Origin of the sequence: Robertkochia sediminum (genome assembly GCF_016786255.1) — a bacterium.
GTDB lineage: Bacteria > Bacteroidota > Bacteroidia > Flavobacteriales > Flavobacteriaceae > Robertkochia > Robertkochia sediminum.
In genome coordinates this window covers 1-18487 of sequence record NZ_JADMKT010000079.1, presented here as the reverse complement: position 1 = coordinate 18487, position 18487 = coordinate 1, and the positions used below count along the sequence as shown (strand labels likewise).

Sequence of the window (18487 nt, the reverse complement as noted above, 5' to 3'; positions counted from 1 at the left end):
CGGTATTTAATACTTTTAAGTAAATAATTGTTACCTATGCCTAATACTGTTCCCCTGAGTAAAGACATTAAGATTGCGATCATTGGTCTTGGCTATGTTGGTTTACCACTGGCGCGTCTGTTTGCGACCAAATACCCTACCGTAGGATTCGATATCAATCAGCAGCGGGTCGATGAGCTCAATGGCGGGCATGATCATACGCTGGAGGTAGATGATCACCTTCTGCAAGCGGTATTGCTTAAGGATCTTTCTGATCCGGAAAAGCCGGGGCTTTATTGCTCTTCAAACCTCAGTGATATCCAACATTGTACTATTTATATCGTCACTGTTCCCACGCCGGTAGACAAACACAATCAGCCCGTACTTACTCCACTCATCAAAGCCAGTGAGGCCGTAGGGAAGGTACTTAAAAAAGGGAATATCGCCATCTATGAGAGTACTGTGAACCCGGGGGTGACCGAGGAGGAATGTGTGCCCGTCCTGGAAGCCGTTAGCGGACTCAAATTCAATGAGGATTTCTATGCAGGGTATTCTCCAGAGCGCATAAATCCGGGGGATAAGGAACGCACCGTAGAAAAGATCTTAAAAGTGACCTCAGGGTCAACACCGGAAGTAGGCAAGATCGTTGACGACCTGTATAAAAGTGTGATCAAAGCAGGTACCCACCTTGCTCCGTCGATCAAGGTGGCGGAAGCCTCTAAGGTGATCGAAAATAGTCAGCGGGATATCAACATCGCTTTCGTTAATGAACTGGCCAAGATCTTTAATTTGCTGAATGTCGATACCCATGCGGTACTGGAAGCGGCAGGTACCAAGTGGAACTTTTTGCCCTTTAAACCCGGACTGGTTGGTGGACATTGCATCGGGGTGGATCCGTTCTACCTTGCAGCCAAGGCCCAGGAGGTGGGGTACCACCCGCAGATCATCCTTGCAGGACGACGTCTTAATGACTCCATGGGGTCTTACGTAGGGCAGGAAGTGGTGCGCCATATGATCCTAAGAGATATTAAGGTAAAGGGCGCCAAGATCCTCGTTCTGGGAATTACCTTTAAGGAGAACTGTCCGGACGTGCGTAATACCCGAGTGATCGATGTGATCCACACCCTTGAAGAATACCAGACTGAGATCACCGTATACGACCCCTGGGCAAGTATTCAGGAGGTACAGGCAGAATATGGCCTGGATATTGTCTCAGAGATCCCCGAGGAGCATTTTGATGCTATCGTGCTCACCGTAGCCCATAAGGAATTTTTAGAAATGGATATCGATGCCATCAAGAATTCGAACACCCTGGTGTATGATGTGAAGGGTGTTTTGGGAGATAGGGCGGATGTAAGATTATAAAAGGGCTTTCCGTTCCTCTAATAAAAGATATGATTTACTTTAAAAGCTTCCTGTTTTGGAGGCTTTTTTTTTGAGGTAATAAGTAACAGGTAATAAGTAATAGGTGAAGAGGTGAAATGGTAAAGCCCTCCTTTGCCAAAGCTCCAGAGGGTGATAGGGTATCGTTAGTCTTATTCACAGTCCAGGGTATACGGTACAGGCGGACTTACCTCCCAGGTTGTTGGGATATTGTCCAGTTGGGCTTGGTTTACTTTAATGCAGTTTAGGTTATGTCTATTGATCTTAAGAATTGTTAGATCATAGTTATTTGATACATCCAATTTTGTTAATCGATCCTCGTATTCGTCAAATATTTCAAGAATTTTAAGGGCCTTAATTTGTGAAATATCTAATGAAATGATATCCTCCAGGTATAATTCTTCTATGTTGGGTACTTGTGTGAAGTCAATCCTGTTGATACCGGAATCTGCCGAATCTCCACCGCCGTATAATACACTAATATTCGTACTATTTACAATATCCATCTCTTCAGTGAATAGGTGTCTTATATTTAATTCCCTAAGATTGCTGTTGTTTTGAAGAGAAAGTTTATTGGTTTGACACGGTTCATAAAACTGCGGTCCCCCAATTATTAATTCATGCAACTCAGAATTATTAATGACATCGAAATTATCGGTCGAAGTTCCTATCACCTCCGCAGTTTCCAATGCCGGGTTATTCTCTATTCTAATACTCCTATCTTCAATGTAAGACATATGAGCTATTTTGATTGTTTTCATTTTAGGATTGTCTGAGATATCAATGGTGTTTGTACGGTTAGCATAATCAGAAAAAGAGAGAAAGGCAAATTCCTCTAACTGCGGGAAGTTCCTGATTGTTAATGAAACAATGTCAGTCCCCCATATTATTAATTGCCTTAGAGCAGGGGCAGTTTCCATTTTGTCTAATGCAATATTTGGAGTCTCTATAAATATGGTTTCTAGATTATGGAAATCTTGAATTCCGGTCCAATCTATTATTCTGTAATTAGAAGGCCCCTGATTTCCCATATCTAACTCAGTTAATGGTTTGATCCGTTCGGTGATCACATAATCATCAAGGACATCATCATACCCGTTGTCAATAAGGTATTGTTCAAAGGCATCATCGGGAATAAAGGTTTTTTGTTGTTCTTGACTGGTCGTCGTAGTTTGCTCTTCCCAATACCCTGAGTTTCCCTGTTCATCTTCTGTGTAGATCTGCCAGTAGTAGGTAGTTCCGGGGGTGAGGGGTGCCGGGTTTTCTCCTCCCACGGTTTGTCGGTGTCTGTCCAGATAGCGGTGCTCAATGGCTGTGGAATCCTGATAGCTTCCGGAAGAAGTCCCAAAACGTATATACCCTTTGCTCCCTTCATTAATACGCCAGTCGACCTTGAAATAGGTTTCTGCGATCTCGGTAATAGTGATGCTGGTTACCTGGGGTGGGGTAGTGTCGGATTGAGCCGCAGAACATCCATTTTCATCTACCTGTTCGCCTTCCGGAGTATCGGGACAGGTGTCGGCATCGTCATTTACACCATCACCGTCGCTGTCTTTCTGGGAATCTGAACACCCTTGTTCATCTACTTCTTCGCCCTCAGGGGTATCCGGGCACTCGTCCTGGTCATCGTTTACTCCGTCGCCGTCGGAGTCTTTTTGAGTCTCAGAACATCCTTCTTCGTTTACTTCTTCTCCCTCTGGGGTGTCAGGACATGCATCTGCATCATCAGTCACACCATCACCGTCGCTGTCTTTTTGGGAATTTGAACACCCCTGTTCATCTGCCGATTCCCCTTCAGGAGTATCCGGGCATTCATCTTCGTCATCATTGACACCGTCGCCATCTGTATCTTTCTGGCTGTCAGAACAACCATTCTCATCAACGGATTCCCCTTCCGGAGTATTGGGGCATGCATCATCTTCATTTGCGACCCCATCGCCATCGCCATCGGTCTGGCTGCCGGAACAGCCGTATTCATCGACCTCTTCTCCCGCAGGGGTGTCGGCACATTGGTCTATATCGTCGGTCACCCCATCACCATCACTATCCTTTTGGTCTTCGGCACAACCATTTTCGTCGACCGTGGCATCGGCCGAGGTATCCGGGCACTGGTCGTCGTTATCATTTACGCCGTCACCATCGCTGTCTTTTTGCGAATCACTACATCCTGAAGCATCAACCGATTCGCCATTGGGGGTATCCGGACACTGATCGTCGCTATCGTATACTCCGTCGTTATCGGTATCGGTGTTTGAGTTGTCATTCTGCCCCGGGGTATCTCTGGGATCACCGGCATTTTCATTGATATCCTTATCGCCCCCACAGGCAGTGATCAAAAGCATACTGCACAAGACGAAAAGCCACTTAAGCGTTCTCATGTGAATTGGTTTTGGTTGTTAATTTAGGAGGGGGAGGATAGGAAAGTTATAAAATACACATTGATGTTAAAAGCAGAAAATCAACTAATTAGCTGTATTTAATCTACTTCTGTAGTAAGTTGTAAATGGATACTGATTAGTTGATTATTATAACCTATTAGATAGTTCGCACCTTTGCGATTCAGCGATTTTACAGTTCCTCGATTTCACGCCTTTAAAATACAACTAACAACTAATTTCATGCACCCAAGCTATAGCGAAGGTGTACAACTATTAACTGAGAACCGAAAACCGAAAACTCAAAACTAATAACTCAAAACTCCCTTATCGCCACCACGGGTTGGGTAGCTTGTTTGGAATAGAGGTCGTCTGCCTGGCAGATATCAAAGGAGATCACCCGTGCCTGGACACCGGAGTCTACCTTACCTTGAATATAGAGTTGTTCGAGCTTTTCGTTGTATCTGGCCCATTCAACACCGTAGATTACCTGTTGCATCATTTTAAACGCTGCGACCTCATTAGAGGCCCAGTATTGATTACTCCTGGGGTACTCTGCAGCGATATCAGGATTGTCTCCATGGGTGAGGTTGGCACAGAGCACCGCTCCTTCCGGTCCGGAGGGCAGGTACCAATCGTCATAACCATTTAGGTCTAGGTCATAACAGGCCCTGGCGGCATAGACCCCTTCCCCATAGGTTTCTACGATCTTTTCGGTATTCTCTCGTCCGTTAGCCGTTCCAGAGGCATCGTCAAATACCTGGTAGTATTCGGCGCCCTCTGGGAGCCACGGTAGCCAGTCTTCAAAATCTTCGGGTGCCGCTATGAGTCCGTGGACTTCTCCTTCCACATATCGGTCATCACCTTCTACGAAAATATAGAACACATAACCACCCTCGTAGAACTCTCCGATATCGGGGGTATGGCACCCCTGGTCGTTCACGGTGCGCCCCTCGGGAGTCTCCGGGCAAACGTCTATGGCGTCATTAATGCCGTCAGCATCACTGTCTTTCTGAGCAGAAGCGCAACCGTTCTCATCGGAGGTTTCTCCCTGGGCGGTTTCCGGACATTGGTCAATATCATCGGTTACCCCATCGGCATCACTATCTTTCTGGCTGGGTGCGCATCCGTTATCATCGGGAGTTTCCCCGGCAGGAGTATTTGCGCATTGATCAATATCGTTAGGAACGCCATCGCCATCATCATCAGGTTGCTCTTCACTCACCGGGGCAGGAAGGTCTCTTGTGATCGGGGTTTCCTGTTCTGTTGTTATCTCTTCAGTTTCCTTACTACACGCTGTTGCTCCAATCAGAAGCACTACCAACATGATCTTTACATACCATTTCATCGCCTTCATTTTAGATCGTTTCTTTTAGATAACCCTTGGGGGATTTCCTTAAAAATAGTTAAAAATGAGTTTGTTACCCTGTTTATGGGGGTAAACGGTGATGATATTAAGGTAACAGGTAATGGGTAACAGGTAATGGGTAACAGGTAATGGGTAATGGGTAACAGGTAATGGGTAACAGGTAATGGGTAACAGGTAACAGGTAATAAGTAATAGGTAAAGGGGTAAAGGGGTAAAGGGGTAAAGGGTAACAAGTAATAGGTAACAGGTGATAGGTTAAAGGGAGTTTAGTAAAACATAAAATCTAAGCTCCTGAATTTATTTATCATTCGTTATCCCACATCCCACATCCCACATCATTCATAATCTACCATCCATAATTAATCATTTACAAATCACCACCTAAAAATCTGGTGTTTAGTCGTTATTTCTGTGCGACTCTTAGGTTTTGTAATACCTTGAAAAGCATATGTAATGATTAATCTGTGTTCTCATGAAGTCTCCTGTACTACTAATTACCTATAAACGGTTACAAGGATTACGTGAAGTTTTAGCAAGTGTATCCCGTTATCGGCCTAAGAAGCTTTACCTGTTTTCTGATGGTGGCAGAGATGAAGATGAGATCGGGCAGGTAGAACGGGTACGCGAATATGTGCTGGGGGCGATCGACTGGGAGTGTGAGGTCTATACCAATTTCAGTGAGCAGAACCTGGGATGTAAGTATGGGCCGCAAACGGCTATTACGTGGTTTTTTGAGCATGAAGAAAGCGGTATTATCCTGGAAGACGATACGGTGCCCAATGATAGTTTTTATCCGTTCGTTGAAGAATTATTAGCAAAGTACCGTAAGGACCTTCGTATTTGGAATATCGGAGGCACGAACTTGGGTGAGGACCAGGAACCAGATGACCCAAGGTCGTATACGTTTTCCAAATTTGCCTATACATGGGGATGGGCTACCTGGGCAGACCGATGGAAAATGCATCTCTCCAAAATGCCCTATTTTCTTGAAGAATCAGAATACCTTAAACGTGTGAACGTTAATGAGAAAGCCTTGGTGGCTAACTGGATCAATCAGGCAGCGGTTTCTTATAATGATGAGCTGGATGCCTGGGATTATATCTGGTCACTTCAAGTGTATATGAATAACGCACTCTCTGTGGTGCCGAAATACAACCTGATAGACTACGTGGGTTACGACAATGATGCCACTCATACCAAAGATGGAAAAAATAGAAAAGTAATATCGACAATTGCGCTTGATTTTCCCTTAACACATCCCATAAATCCCATGCCTGATTCGAGATACGATGTGAATTTGTTCGAAAACATATTTGGTTGGGTGCCGGCTTATAAGAAATTATTACCCGGTCATTTGGTCAGAGTAGTTGAAGCCAGAACACGGAAGATCTTTGAATTACATCGCAATTAACGGCTCCGATCTATTGTAATGAACGCTAATGAAGACCTCTTTGAGACATTTGAACTTTTTAAGTAATAAATCCGGATTTATACGGTATCTGAGCAATACCTCCTGGCTGGCAGGGGAAAAGGTCGTGCGCCTGCTGGTAGCCTTACTCGTGGGGATCTGGGTGACTCGCTACCTGGGGCCTGAAGATTTTGGGATCCTGAGCTATGCCCAGAGTTTTGTCGCCCTCTTCGTGGCTTTTTCGTCTTTTGGCCTTAAGGATATCCTGGTAAGGGAGCTGGTTAAATCTAAGGATAAGAACGACCTCCTGCTCGGTACTGCCTTTGGATTGCAGACCCTGGGCTCTGTGATCATCATGAGCATCTTGCTGGTGGCCATCCTCCTGAACGATAACGAAGCCATCACCAATAAGATCATCATTATTCTGGGGCTGGTATCCTTTCTGCATAGTTTTGGGGTGATCAACTCCTTTTTTGTCAGCCGGGTACAAAGCAAATACGTGGCTGTATCAAGCCTGGTCGCCCTGTTGATCTCTTCAGGGATCAAGCTTTTACTTATTTATTATGAGGCGCCCCTCCTTTGGTTTGTCTATGCCATTGCCTTTGAGGTGGTATTGGTAACCATCGGACTTATCGTGGCTTATCATAAAACCGGTTACGCTGTTTCCCAATGGCGATTATCGCGTACCCTCGGTCTTGAGCTGGTAAAGGAATCATGGCCGGTGATCCTTAGTGGGATCATGATCTCCATTTATATGAAGGTCGACCAGGTGATGATCAAAGAGCTTATGGATAATGCATCGGTAGGGCAATATGCCGCTGCGGCACGTTTGAGTGAAGCCTGGTATTTTATTCCCATGATCGTTTGTGCTTCCTTGTTTCCGGCATTGGTCAATGCCCGGGAGAAAAGTGAGTCCCTCTACCATTCCCGTTTACAGCGTCTCTATGACCTGATGGTGATCATGGGGCTTGCCGTGGTATTACCGGTAGTATCCCTTAGTGAATGGGGGATCGTATTCTTGTACGGGGAGGCTTTCTTGCCCTCGGCTGCTGTGCTCGATATTCATATCTGGTCGGGGCTCTTTGTCTTTTTGGGGGTAGCCAATGGTAAGTGGCTGATCAATGAAAACTTACAACGCTATCACCTGGTGTTCGTATCCTTGGGCATGCTGGTTAATGTGGGCCTTAACCTGGTGTTGATCCCTACCATGGGTATTTTGGGGGCTGCCTGGGCTACACTTATTTCACAGGCAGTGTCTGCCGTATTAGCGTCATCCATATTCCCTCAAACACGGCCTTCGTTTTTCAGGATGCTTAAAGCGATCACGTTTGTTAGTATTGTGGGGAGGGTAGTAGGGAGAAGGTAAAAAGGTAAAGGGTAAATGGGCTACCGGGAAAAGAGAGGGATATAAAATAGTTGCCTTTATTGTATCATTCGATTCTTAGCATCATATACAAGTATGCTGTTTAAATTGTATATTTACTTGAACCCGTAAATGTTTGAAATGGCCACCATGGATCTAAGAGATATTGTTATCGATTATGTGAATTCAGCAGATATTAGACTGTTAAGGATGATCAAAGCCTTGGCAGAAAGTTATCAGACGGATGAGAAAGATGTCGCTTTAGGTGAAGTTCATTATCAGATGATGGATGAGCGCAGGGCCTCTCATATGGCCGGCGAGAGTGAATCTTTAACCTGGGACCAGGTCAGGAAGAATGCCCGTAATGCTAAAAAGTAATGGGTTATCTTCTCGAGATCAAAGAAGAGGCGAATCGGGAAGTGGTTGAGGCCTTCGTGTATTATGAAAATAAACGAGAAGGCTTAGGAGAAGAATTTCTGGATGATTTAGACTCTTACTTTTCCAGGATCACGGCAAATCCCGAACACTTTCCTTCAAGACGAAAACCCTATAGAGAAGCAGTTATAAAGCGATTTCCCTTCATCATTATTTACGAAATATTAGAGAATAGGATAGTGGTCTATTCTGTTTTTAACACTTGGCAAGACCCTGATAAAAAGAAAAGCTGATTTTATCATCCACCATCCACCACTAACAATTATTAACCTGCAGCCTTCAGCATATAGCTTATTGCCTTCAGCATGCTTCACCCATTCACAATTCGCAATTCACAATTCATAATTCATAATTCACAATTCATAATTCATAATTCACCATTGATAATCTATCATCTATAATTGATAATCCCTTACTCCCCATTTCCCCAATCCCCAACTTTTCGTACTTTTGAGATCAACTAATGAAAATCGATTCAAATACCTGATATGAAAACCTACGATGTAGCCGTTATAGGCTCCGGACCCGGTGGATATGTTGCAGCCATTCGCTGTGCACAGCTGGGCATGAAGACTGCCATTATCGAAAAATACAACACCCTTGGAGGTACCTGCCTCAATGTAGGGTGTATACCTTCTAAAGCTTTATTAGACTCTTCGCACCATTACGAAGATGCCATCAAACACTTCGAAGAGCACGGGATCGAAATTCCCGGAGAGGTGAAGGTGAATCTTGAAAAGATGATCGCCCGTAAGAATGGGGTGGTAGAACAAACCACTAAAGGGATCAACTTCCTCATGGATAAGAATAAGATTGATGTGTATCACGGACTCGGATCCTTCGCCGATGCTACTCATATCGATATCACCAAGGAGGACGGAGAAAAAGAACAGATCGAAGCGAAGAAAACCATTATCGCAACCGGTTCCAAGCCGTCGACTCTTCCATTCATCGAACTGGATAAGGAGCGTGTGATTACGTCTACCGAAGCCCTTTCCCTGAAAGAGATCCCTGAGCATATGATCGTGATCGGCGGTGGGGTTATCGGACTCGAACTCGGGCAGGTATACAGTCGCCTGGGTGCTAAGGTGTCTGTCGTTGAATATATGGACCGCATTATTCCAACCATGGATGCTGCCCTTTCTAAAGAGCTTACCAAAGTATTCAAGAAGGCCGGAATGAAGTTCTATACCTCTCACAAGGTGAAAGAAGTAACCCGCAACGGAAATACCGTTACCGTGAAAGCCGATGATAAGAAAGGGAAAGAAGTAGTGCTCGAAGGAGACTATGTTCTCGTTTCTGTTGGGCGTCGTCCGTATACCGACGGACTCAACCTCGAGGCTGCAGGAGTGAAGGTGAATGATCGCGGACAAGTAGAGACGAATGACCACCTACAGACCAACGTAGAAAATATCTATGCTATCGGAGACGTGGTTAAAGGTGCCATGCTGGCCCATAAGGCGGAAGAGGAAGGTACTATGGTTGCTGAGATCATGGCCGGTCAAAAGCCGCATATCGATTATAACCTGATTCCCGGAGTGGTATATACCTGGCCGGAGGTTGCTTCTGTTGGGAAGACTGAAGAAGAGCTGAAGGAAGCAGGAGTGAAGTACAAGAGCGGACAATTCCCGATGCGTGCCCTTGGACGTTCAAGAGCCTCTATGGATACCGACGGATTCGTTAAGATCCTCGCCGATGCCGAGACCGATGAGGTACTAGGAGTGCACATGATCGGTGCCCGTACGGCCGACCTGATCGCTGAAGCGGTAACCGCTATGGAGTTCCGCGCAAGTGCCGAGGATATCTCAAGAATGAGTCACGCCCACCCTACCTATGCCGAAGCCGTGAAGGAAGCAGCATTGGCAGCCACGGATGATAGAGCGTTGCATATCTAGGATTTCTTTAGAAACCTGTAAATAATATTAAGTCGCTCCCATTTTGGGGGCGGTTTTGTTTTTAAGGTAACATGTAATGAGTAATAGGTGATAGGTGATAATGGATAAATTAAGAGTTGGAACTCTTTTGTTGCAGTGTCGCTTTTAGCCTAAAAAGCATACCTCTTATAGGATTGATATGATCTTTTAGGATCGTATCGCTATCGATAAGTTTTAGTCTTTTTGCAATTACCAATTGTGTCTCCAGTTCGTTTAAAGATCCATTTGAGATATTTAAAAACCTGATAAATTCTTTGGTACTGTTTCGACCTGCACCTTCCGCAATGTTTGAAGGAATTGATATTGCACACCTTCTCATCTGAGCGGTTAATCCATATTCTTCTGATTTAGGAAAAGAATTGCTAACCTGATAGATCACCTCTACCAGGTCAACACTTCTATTCCAGACCCTAAGTTCTGTATGAATCATCCTTGTTACATATTACATGTCACCTATTACCTTAACTGATATCATTAAACCTCGTCTTCTCCAACATACGCTTGGTGAGGAGCAGCTCGAGCCGCAGTGGTTTGATCTGGTTTTTGATAATGTTCTTAGGAGTTTCGAGTCCGAGGTCAGAAAGGATGTTGAGTTGGGCTTTGAGCGCGAAGAGGTAGGAATTGGCCTGATCGAGGTATTCGGCGAATTCGGCTTCGTTTTTAGCTTTTTTAGCGCCTTTGGCAATGTGTGCCGGGACTTCTACCACCGTTTTTTTGATGAGATCTGCCAGGTGGAATTCTTCGGGGGAGGGGAGTATGGCTAATAGTCTGTAAACCGATTGCATCAGGTCAAGACTTGAAGTCCAAAGGGGGAGTTCTTTGTAGTTGTTGAAGTTTGCCATATGATGGATTATTGGTTAAACGAGCTACTAAAAATAGTATATATTCTACATTAAACAAGAATTTCTGTAGGAAAAATTTCATCTAAGACTTTGTGCCCTAGGTTTTTGTGGGGATTAGGTAGGCCGGTAGCCCGGTAAACGGGTAGGCAATTTGACCTGTAAGTGGGTTAGCTTTTCCCAATATCGCGACTTTACGACTTTACGATTTTACGATTTTACGATTCATCATTCACCATTCATCATTCATCATTCATCATTCATCATTCATCATTCATCATTCATCATTCATCATTCATCATTCATCATTCCCAGCTCATTTATAATCTATCATCTATAATCTATCATTTATAATCTATAATTGATTCATCCTCCGTTGCTTAATCTTTCCAAGATCCGTATCTTTATTAATCTTCCCTGCCATGCGTTCTGCTTTGTTTAAAATCCGTTATTATGAGTCAGTGTATGTGTACCGATTGTGATTGCACCAAGTGTAACTGTGGCGATTGCAGCAAATATGATTGTCCGTGTGACGTATGTGAATGCACCAAATGTGAATGCTGCCGCGATATTGTGGGGTATAGGGATGTTGAATAATAATTAATAAGAAAAAAGTTTAAAGGAAGTATACCAGAACTCTCCCTTTTATTTTACGTATAATTATTTTATATTTACACGTATAAAATACATATGGATAAGAAACTCACATTAAGTCTGGATAGATCAATAATAGAAAAGGCTAAGTCTTATGCTAAAGCGAATAACATAAGTCTTTCTAAGCTGATCGAATCATATTTAGCATCGCTCACCAAACCATCTTCGCCCAAAGATGAGATATCGCCCTTGGTTAAAAGTTTGAGTGGAGTTATTACCATGGATAAAGATTTTGACGAGAATGAAGCGTATACTGATTACCTAATAGAAAAATATAAATGAGTCGTATCCTGATCGATACTAATATTATTATCGACTTATTAGCAAAAAGAGAGCCTTACTATAAAGATGCTGCAACCTTATTTACGCTGGCAGATGAAAACAGGATAACCCTCACCATTTCTTCTTTGACCTTTGCGAATACGAATTACATTCTGACCAAACTAACTTCAGTTAAGTCATCACGCCAGATCTTAAGGAAATTCAAAGTTCTTGTGGAGATCTTAGATCTTAATGACAAAATAATTGAACTGGCCTTAAGTGATGCTAATTTTAAAGATTTCGAAGATGGCCTGCAATACTATTCAGCCATAGAAAATGATATTGAAGTGATCATAACCCGAAATAAAAAGGATTTTAAAGGTTCAATGATCCCTGTTTTAACATCAAAAGAATTTTTAGCCAGAGAATGATCCCCTTTCATCATCTTCAGTCTTTCACCCTGAAAATGCAATCCCCAATTCAGCATTAACCATTCACAATTCACAATTCACAATTCATAATTCACAATCCACAATTCACAATCCACAATCCACAATCCACAATCCACAATTCACAATTCACAATTCATAAATCACAATTCACAATCCACAATCCACAATTCATAATCCCCTCCCTTAGTATCTTCCCCAAATAATCACTAAATTCGTACCCGCAAAAAAACCGATATTAAATTTCGCGATATGAGTAAATATGACGTAATCGTTTTAGGAAGTGGACCCGGAGGATATGTAACTGCCATCAGGGCGTCACAACTGGGATTCAAGACCGCTGTGGTAGAGAAAGAAAGCCTCGGAGGCGTTTGTTTAAACTGGGGATGTATTCCCACTAAAGCACTGCTAAAATCGGCCCAGGTATTTGAATACCTTAAGCATGCCGACGATTACGGGCTTAGCGTTAAGGAATATGATAAGGATTTCGGTAAGGTAGTTAAGCGTAGCCGTGGTGTTGCTGAAGGCATGAGCAACGGGGTGAAATTCCTTATGAAAAAGAATAAGATCGACGTTCTTGAAGGATTCGGGAAACTGAAGCCTGGTAAGAAGATCGACGTAAAAGGTGCAGACGGAAAGACTACCGAGTACAGCGCCGATCATATCGTGATCGCTACCGGAGCACGTTCACGCGTACTTCCAAGCCTTCCACAAGATGGTAAGAAGGTGATCGGATACCGAGAGGCGATGACCCTTCCGGAGCAACCAAAGAAAATGATCGTAGTAGGTAGTGGAGCCATCGGAATGGAGTTCGCTTACTTCTATAACTCTATGGGGACTGAAGTAACCGTAGTAGAATTCATGCCTAATGTGGTGCCTGTTGAAGATGAGGAGATCTCTAAGCAAATGGAGCGTTCCTTCAAGAAATCAGGGATCAAAGTAATGACCTCTTCTGAGGTGACTAAGGTAGATACCTCCGGAGCAGGAGTAAAAGCTACCGTTAAAACTCCTAAAGGTGAAAAGGAACTGGAAGCCGATATCGTTCTTAGTGCTGTAGGTATTAAGACCAATATCGAAGGTATCGGACTCGAAGATGTGGGTATTGCTACCGACAGAGATAAGATCCTGGTAAACGATTACTATCAGACAAACATCCCGGGATACTACGCTATCGGTGATGTAACTCCTGGTCAGGCGCTGGCGCACGTTGCTTCTGCCGAAGGGATCCTTTGTGTGGAGAAGATCGCAGGTATGCACGTAGAGCCTATCGACTATAACAACATCCCCGGATGTACCTATGCCTTGCCTGAGATCGCTTCTGTAGGGTATACCGAGAAAGCGGCAAGAGAAGCCGGATATGAGCTTAAGATCGGTAAGTTCCCGTTCTCTGCCAGTGGTAAGGCGAAAGCCGGTGGTAATGCTGATGGATTCGTGAAAGTGATCTTTGACGCTAAATACGGTGAGTGGCTCGGATGTCATATGATCGGTGCCGGTGTTACCGACATGATCGCTGAGGCCGTAGTGGCCAGAAAACTGGAAACTACCGGACATGAGATCCTGAAAGCGGTTCACCCTCACCCAACCATGAGTGAGGCGGTAATGGAAGCCGTTGCTGCTGCTTACGATGAGGTGATCCACCTGTAAGACAGACTATAACTTAATATATAGAAACCATCCTTCCGGCAACGGGAGGGTGGTTTTTTTGTTACAACACCGCGTCAAACTACTAAATTGCAAATCAGCGAATTAGGTGTTGATTTGGTCTATAACCTGCTACTCATACTAATTAATATTCGTTATTTGCTATAAATTCATACAAACACTGGCATATTCCTGTACGTGTAAGGATTTAATTTCTTGATTAGTAGATAAATAATAGCTTATTATATAAGAGAAATCATATAAATAAGCCATTTATTTATAGATCAGGAGCAAAACAGAAATGGGCCGGTGTTGTGTATGAGATCATCTCCGGAAAGCGGATTTTTGATGTAACCAAGGCGAAAAGGCAATGTTCATGATCGATGGGAGTTTCGTTTCTTGGTGTGCGCCCCGGGCTGATGAACACCTTTATTCCCCCACGCCGTAACCCCGGCGTTTTACATACAGGCTTTAAACCCCCTTTTATTGAATTTTGGCAATTGAATCATCATGGCCTTTTGCGATCATACGCTTTGACACTCTTCATGTTAACAGCGTTTCCATAGCTTGTCCTGATCGCTTTGCAGGCCTGAACGCTAACTAAATAATAATTGGATGATATGAAGATCCTTCACCTGAACTCCTACTATATAGATAATAAGCTGTATGGTGTGCTTTACAAAAAATTGGATAAGCGATGCGATCAATCGGTGTTTATCCCCATAAAATATAACCGGGAGCCCGGCAATGAGGTGCTGTTACAGCGCGGGGCGTTGTATTTTAGAAAGATCATTTCCCGGTTTCATAAATACCATTACCGGAAGAAGCTTCAACGTTGTTTCAAGGAATTGGAAGGGCTGAAGCTCATGGAAAATACAGATTTTATTCATGCACACAATTTGTTTTGCGATGGTGCTTTAGCCTATATGGTCAATGAGAAATACGGGGTAGATTATGTGGTCTCTGTGAGGCATACCGACTTCGCTTTACAGTATCGTTTTATGATCCAGCGCAGGGCATTTATTCACAAAGTGCTACTTCGGGCAACGAAGGTCATCTTTATTTCTCATCAAAGCAGGAATGCTTTGTTTGCGATGTTGCCGGAACGTATCGCCCAACAAATAAGGGATAAGAGCATTATTCTTCCTAACGGACTGGATGATTATTGGATTCACCGCATTACGCCTAAACGCACCCTGAATAAAAGGGCTACTTTCCGTCTACTCTTAGTGGGGCGCATCGTCCCCATAAAGAATATCAACCTGGTGATCGATGCGGTCAAAACCTTAAGGGCTAAAGGATTGCTTAATGTGCATCTAACGATCGTTGGTGGCATGAATGTGGGCTATGAAAGCTATTACAAAAGATTTTTGCGAAAGATCGAAGGGGACAGGTGCATAGCTTACCTCGATCAAATAAACGATAAGGACCTGCTTCTTGATATCTATCGGAATGCCGATGCTTTTATACTGCCATCCAAGGCCGAATTGTTTGGGATCGCTTACCTGGAAGCCTTGTCTCAAGGGTTGCCCATTATCTATGCTTCAGATTGTGGTATAGCCAGTTTTGTAAAGGATCAACAGGTAGGTATATCCGTAACGTCTCCTGATGTTGAAGCCTTATGCCATGCGGTACTGGAGCTCGTAAAACGCTATGATGATATGTGTATTAGCAAACATTTTATCGAATCTTTTGACTGGGAAGTAGTGTCAGACCGATTATTTCAATATTACGGAGGGAATTCGATCGTAAAACGAGAACCAATTTTAGTGTCATGAATGTTTTAGAACAGGTAGTTTATGATGCTGTAAAGAGTGATCCAAGGCTAAAGATCTTTATCCGCAATCAATATCAATCCTTATTCGATCTTTTTCCCAGAAAGCGTAACTGGTCAAGGTCTTCAATAGCTGTTAAACCCGGATTCTTTTTCGGCTTCCATGATGTGTCTCCTTTTTCGCCAGACGATCGGTTGCTTTTAGCAAATAAACTTACGATCCCCCTGCGTATGCCGGAGATCGACGACCCGTTGCAGGTAGGGTTCTTTGATGGCGATAATGATTTTTCTGAATTTAACGTTATAGGCGAAAGTTATGCATGGAATTATCATAAAGGATGCAGGTCGCAGTGGACTTCAGATCAGAAGATCATTTTTAATGATGCGGAAGATGGGCGGGTGGTCTCCAGGATGTATTGTCCGCGTTCTTTAGAACAAAAAAGCTTTCCATTTCCCATAGATTCGGTAATGTCGGATGGCCCATTGGCTTCCTTTTTCAGTTATGACCGACTCGAAGCCTTAATGCCGGGTTACGGTTATCGGTATCGGGACCATTATGCTTATGTTGACGAAAATGCTCCTGAAAAGACGGGCATCTTTACCATGAACCTTCAAAGTGGAGCCGTGTGTATGCATCGATCAATTAAAGCGTTAAGCGAGCTACCTCACGTGCCGGAAAGTGTCAGGGAGCAATCCTTTTTTGTGACGCATTCCCTTTTCTCTCCGAATGGGACCTATCTGGCATTCTTGTTCAGATCTGTAGATCCCGAATACACCGCTAAAAGGTGGTCCAGTTTGATCGTACTCAACCTTAAAACCGATGAATGCCATGTAGCCCCTACCAATGGAATGGTTTCTCACTATGTATGGAATAACAAGAATCAGATCGTGGCATATTGCCGTTTGGGGAATATTGACAGTCATGTTTTGTTTGAAGATCCTTCCTTTAAGAATTACCGGCGTGTTGGTTACCCCGATCTGAATTCTGATGGGCATCAAAGTTTTATCTCAGACCATGAATTCATTACAGATACCTATCCCGATAAATTCAGGGTTGCCAACCTTTATAAGGTGGATATGAAGAAGGGAACCGTCACGAAACTGGCCGCGCTGAATTCACCCAAGAGATTTCAGTCGGTGCCTTATTCCCATTGGGCCTGTGACCTGCACCCCAGGATGAACCGTAAAGGCGATATCGTTTGTTTTGATTCCGTTCATACCGGAGAAAGGTCTTTGTGTTTGATGAAAATTGTGTAAGTAACAGGTATCTGGTAACTAGTAACTAGTAACAAGTAATGAGTATGAGCATGCCTGAATAAGGTTGCCCTATTTCGGGTTAATATTTTATCTCTAATGTTTCCCTTTGCTTTACAGATAAGCTTTTAAGGTGTTTTTCAAATTCCATAGGTTTCATGTTTTTTAATGAACCATGGGGGCGCTCATAATTGTAAAGATAGATCCATTTATCCATTAATGAACGTGCCTGGGTTAAACTGATATTGATGTTATCAAAGTTGATGTACTCGTTCTTTAAGACACCATTTAAAGATTCTGCATGAGCATTCTCCCAGGCTTTTCCTCCCATACTCGGATTAATCTTAAAGATGTCATATAGCCTTCTCATTTCCTTACTTCCATACTGTGAGCCTCGATCAGAATGAAAAACAAGTTGCTTTCGCTCGTTTTCACTTAAACCTTTTAAAGCATCTTTCAAGCTGGGAAGCACCGTTTCTTCCGTCTCCATGGTCTTGGACAAGGACCAGCCTTTGATCACTTTTGAATACACATCCTGGATCAATGTCAGATAGTAAAACTGTTTATATCCTACCGGGATATAAGTGATATCGCTTACCCAGAGCTGATGTCTGTCGTTCAGCATCTTTCCCGATAACAGATTTTCATATCGATATCCTCCAGCATAGGTCGTACGGCGATAACTGCGTTTTCTGGGCACCCTGAAGCCTTCATTAAGCAACAATGCTTCCACACGATCTCTACCCATTCCCTTGGGGCGGATCTCATCGTAGAGCTTTCTACAGCCCATTTTAGTGTGATCCTTTCGAAGCTCCGAAGCCATTGCTATGACATACCGTTTGGTAGCCTCCTGAGCTTTTGAACGGGCTAACCGCTTATAAAATGCCTGTTTGGTGATCCCTATCATAGCATACAGATCGTTCATCTTGTAGCTATGCGACGATTTGTCCTCACGAAAACGCGCTATGACCGTCGTTTGGACTTTTTTTCAATATCCACTCCTAGTTCAGAAGAGGCCACATCAACCACCTGCTCCAGGTAGTCGATCCGCATTTGTTTTTGCCCTAAAGCACGCTCCAACTCCGCTATGCGCTGCTGAAGCTCTTTGTTCTTTTGAGAAATACTCTTCTTTTCCACCACGACTCGGGTTTGATTTTTATAAAGATCGGAATATTTCCGTAACCATTTATAAATGGCCGCAGGGCTTACCTGATAAATCCTGGACACTTGACTTACGCCTACTTTTCCAGATTCAATTTGCTTGACCAGATCCAATTTCAGATCCAGATCAAAAGTCCTCTTAGTTGCTACTTTTTTCATCGTTTAAAAAGGTTGTGAAAAAAGGCAACCTATATCAGGCGGAGTCAGT

Annotated in this window: 17 protein-coding genes; 11 read left to right on the top strand and 6 right to left on the bottom strand. The window is 43.6% G+C overall.

Translation table 11 applies throughout. The annotated features are described in order from the left end of the window. Positions 1 to 36 precede the first annotated feature (36 nt). The gene (locus IS446_RS13060) at positions 37 to 1344 is read left to right on the top strand and encodes a nucleotide sugar dehydrogenase (RefSeq protein ID WP_203061201.1); all 1308 of its coding nucleotides are present in this window, start codon (positions 37 to 39) and stop codon (positions 1342 to 1344) included. Positions 1345 to 1514: 170 nt separating this feature from the next. Here the strand turns inward: IS446_RS13060 and IS446_RS13055 are convergent, their stop codons facing one another. Continuing rightward, entirely contained in the window at positions 1515 to 3740 is a 2226-nt protein-coding gene (locus IS446_RS13055; protein ID WP_203061200.1) for a thrombospondin type 3 repeat-containing protein, read from the bottom strand. Positions 3741 to 4053: 313 nt separating this feature from the next. Next, complete coding sequence (locus tag IS446_RS13050; RefSeq protein ID WP_203061199.1) at positions 4054 to 5085, bottom strand: thrombospondin type 3 repeat-containing protein; 1032 nt, start codon at positions 5083 to 5085, stop codon at positions 4054 to 4056. 493 nt (positions 5086 to 5578) lie between these two features. Here IS446_RS13050 and IS446_RS13045 point away from each other — a divergent pair, with 493 nt between their 5' ends. The 5 genes from IS446_RS13045 to lpdA (IS446_RS13025) all read left to right on the top strand — a co-directional run bounded on the left by IS446_RS13045 (position 5579) and on the right by lpdA (IS446_RS13025) (position 10207). Then, positions 5579 to 6517 (top strand): nucleotide-diphospho-sugar transferase, encoded by a 939-nt coding sequence (locus tag IS446_RS13045; protein WP_203061198.1) that lies wholly within the window; start codon positions 5579 to 5581, stop codon positions 6515 to 6517. A 28-nt stretch (positions 6518 to 6545) separates the two neighbouring features. Then, on the top strand, positions 6546 to 7880 hold the full coding sequence (locus tag IS446_RS13040) for a flippase (protein WP_203061197.1): 1335 nt from the start codon (positions 6546 to 6548) through the stop codon (positions 7878 to 7880). Positions 7881 to 8018: 138 nt separating this feature from the next. Next, the gene (locus tag IS446_RS13035) at positions 8019 to 8255 is read left to right on the top strand and encodes a hypothetical protein (protein ID WP_235996502.1); all 237 of its coding nucleotides are present in this window, start codon (positions 8019 to 8021) and stop codon (positions 8253 to 8255) included. Further along, positions 8255 to 8545, top strand: a complete 291-nt coding sequence (locus tag IS446_RS13030; RefSeq protein WP_203061195.1) for a type II toxin-antitoxin system RelE/ParE family toxin — start codon at positions 8255 to 8257, stop codon at positions 8543 to 8545. The genes IS446_RS13035 and IS446_RS13030 overlap by 1 nt, the downstream gene beginning before the upstream one ends. A gap of 255 nt (positions 8546 to 8800) precedes the next feature. Next, positions 8801 to 10207 (top strand): dihydrolipoyl dehydrogenase, encoded by a 1407-nt coding sequence (gene lpdA, locus IS446_RS13025; protein ID WP_203061194.1) that lies wholly within the window; start codon positions 8801 to 8803, stop codon positions 10205 to 10207. Between the two features lie 109 nt (positions 10208 to 10316). Here the strand turns inward: lpdA (IS446_RS13025) and IS446_RS13020 are convergent, their stop codons facing one another. Further along, positions 10317 to 10676, bottom strand: a complete 360-nt coding sequence (locus IS446_RS13020) for a four helix bundle protein (protein ID WP_203061193.1) — start codon at positions 10674 to 10676, stop codon at positions 10317 to 10319. Positions 10677 to 10707: 31 nt separating this feature from the next. Further along, a complete protein-coding gene (locus IS446_RS13015; protein ID WP_203061192.1) occupies positions 10708 to 11088 on the bottom strand; it encodes a four helix bundle protein in 381 nt (126 codons plus the stop codon). Between the two features lie 687 nt (positions 11089 to 11775). Between IS446_RS13015 and IS446_RS13010 the strand changes: the two genes are divergently transcribed. From IS446_RS13010 to IS446_RS12990, 5 genes are all read left to right on the top strand, one after another. Next, positions 11776 to 12021 (top strand): DUF6364 family protein, encoded by a 246-nt coding sequence (locus IS446_RS13010; RefSeq protein WP_203061191.1) that lies wholly within the window; start codon positions 11776 to 11778, stop codon positions 12019 to 12021. After that, entirely contained in the window at positions 12018 to 12431 is a 414-nt protein-coding gene (locus IS446_RS13005) for a type II toxin-antitoxin system VapC family toxin (RefSeq protein WP_203061190.1), read from the top strand. The genes IS446_RS13010 and IS446_RS13005 overlap by 4 nt, the downstream gene beginning before the upstream one ends. Positions 12432 to 12701: 270 nt before the next feature. Beyond that, positions 12702 to 14093, top strand: coding sequence for a dihydrolipoyl dehydrogenase (gene lpdA / locus IS446_RS13000; protein WP_203061189.1), 1392 nt, complete (start codon positions 12702 to 12704; stop codon positions 14091 to 14093). Positions 14094 to 14710: 617 nt separating this feature from the next. Beyond that, positions 14711 to 15868 (top strand): glycosyltransferase, encoded by a 1158-nt coding sequence (locus IS446_RS12995; RefSeq protein WP_203061188.1) that lies wholly within the window; start codon positions 14711 to 14713, stop codon positions 15866 to 15868. Next, entirely contained in the window at positions 15865 to 17121 is a 1257-nt protein-coding gene (locus tag IS446_RS12990) for a hypothetical protein (RefSeq protein ID WP_203061187.1), read from the top strand. Before IS446_RS12995 ends, IS446_RS12990 begins: the two co-directional genes overlap by 4 nt. A gap of 79 nt (positions 17122 to 17200) precedes the next feature. Here the strand turns inward: IS446_RS12990 and IS446_RS12985 are convergent, their stop codons facing one another. After that, on the bottom strand, positions 17201 to 18085 hold the full coding sequence (locus tag IS446_RS12985) for an IS3 family transposase (protein ID WP_317192146.1): 885 nt from the start codon (positions 18083 to 18085) through the stop codon (positions 17201 to 17203). Continuing rightward, a complete protein-coding gene (locus IS446_RS12980) occupies positions 18082 to 18438 on the bottom strand; it encodes a transposase (protein WP_203057171.1) in 357 nt (118 codons plus the stop codon). Before IS446_RS12980 ends, IS446_RS12985 begins: the two co-directional genes overlap by 4 nt. Between the last annotated feature and the right edge of the window lie 49 nt (positions 18439 to 18487).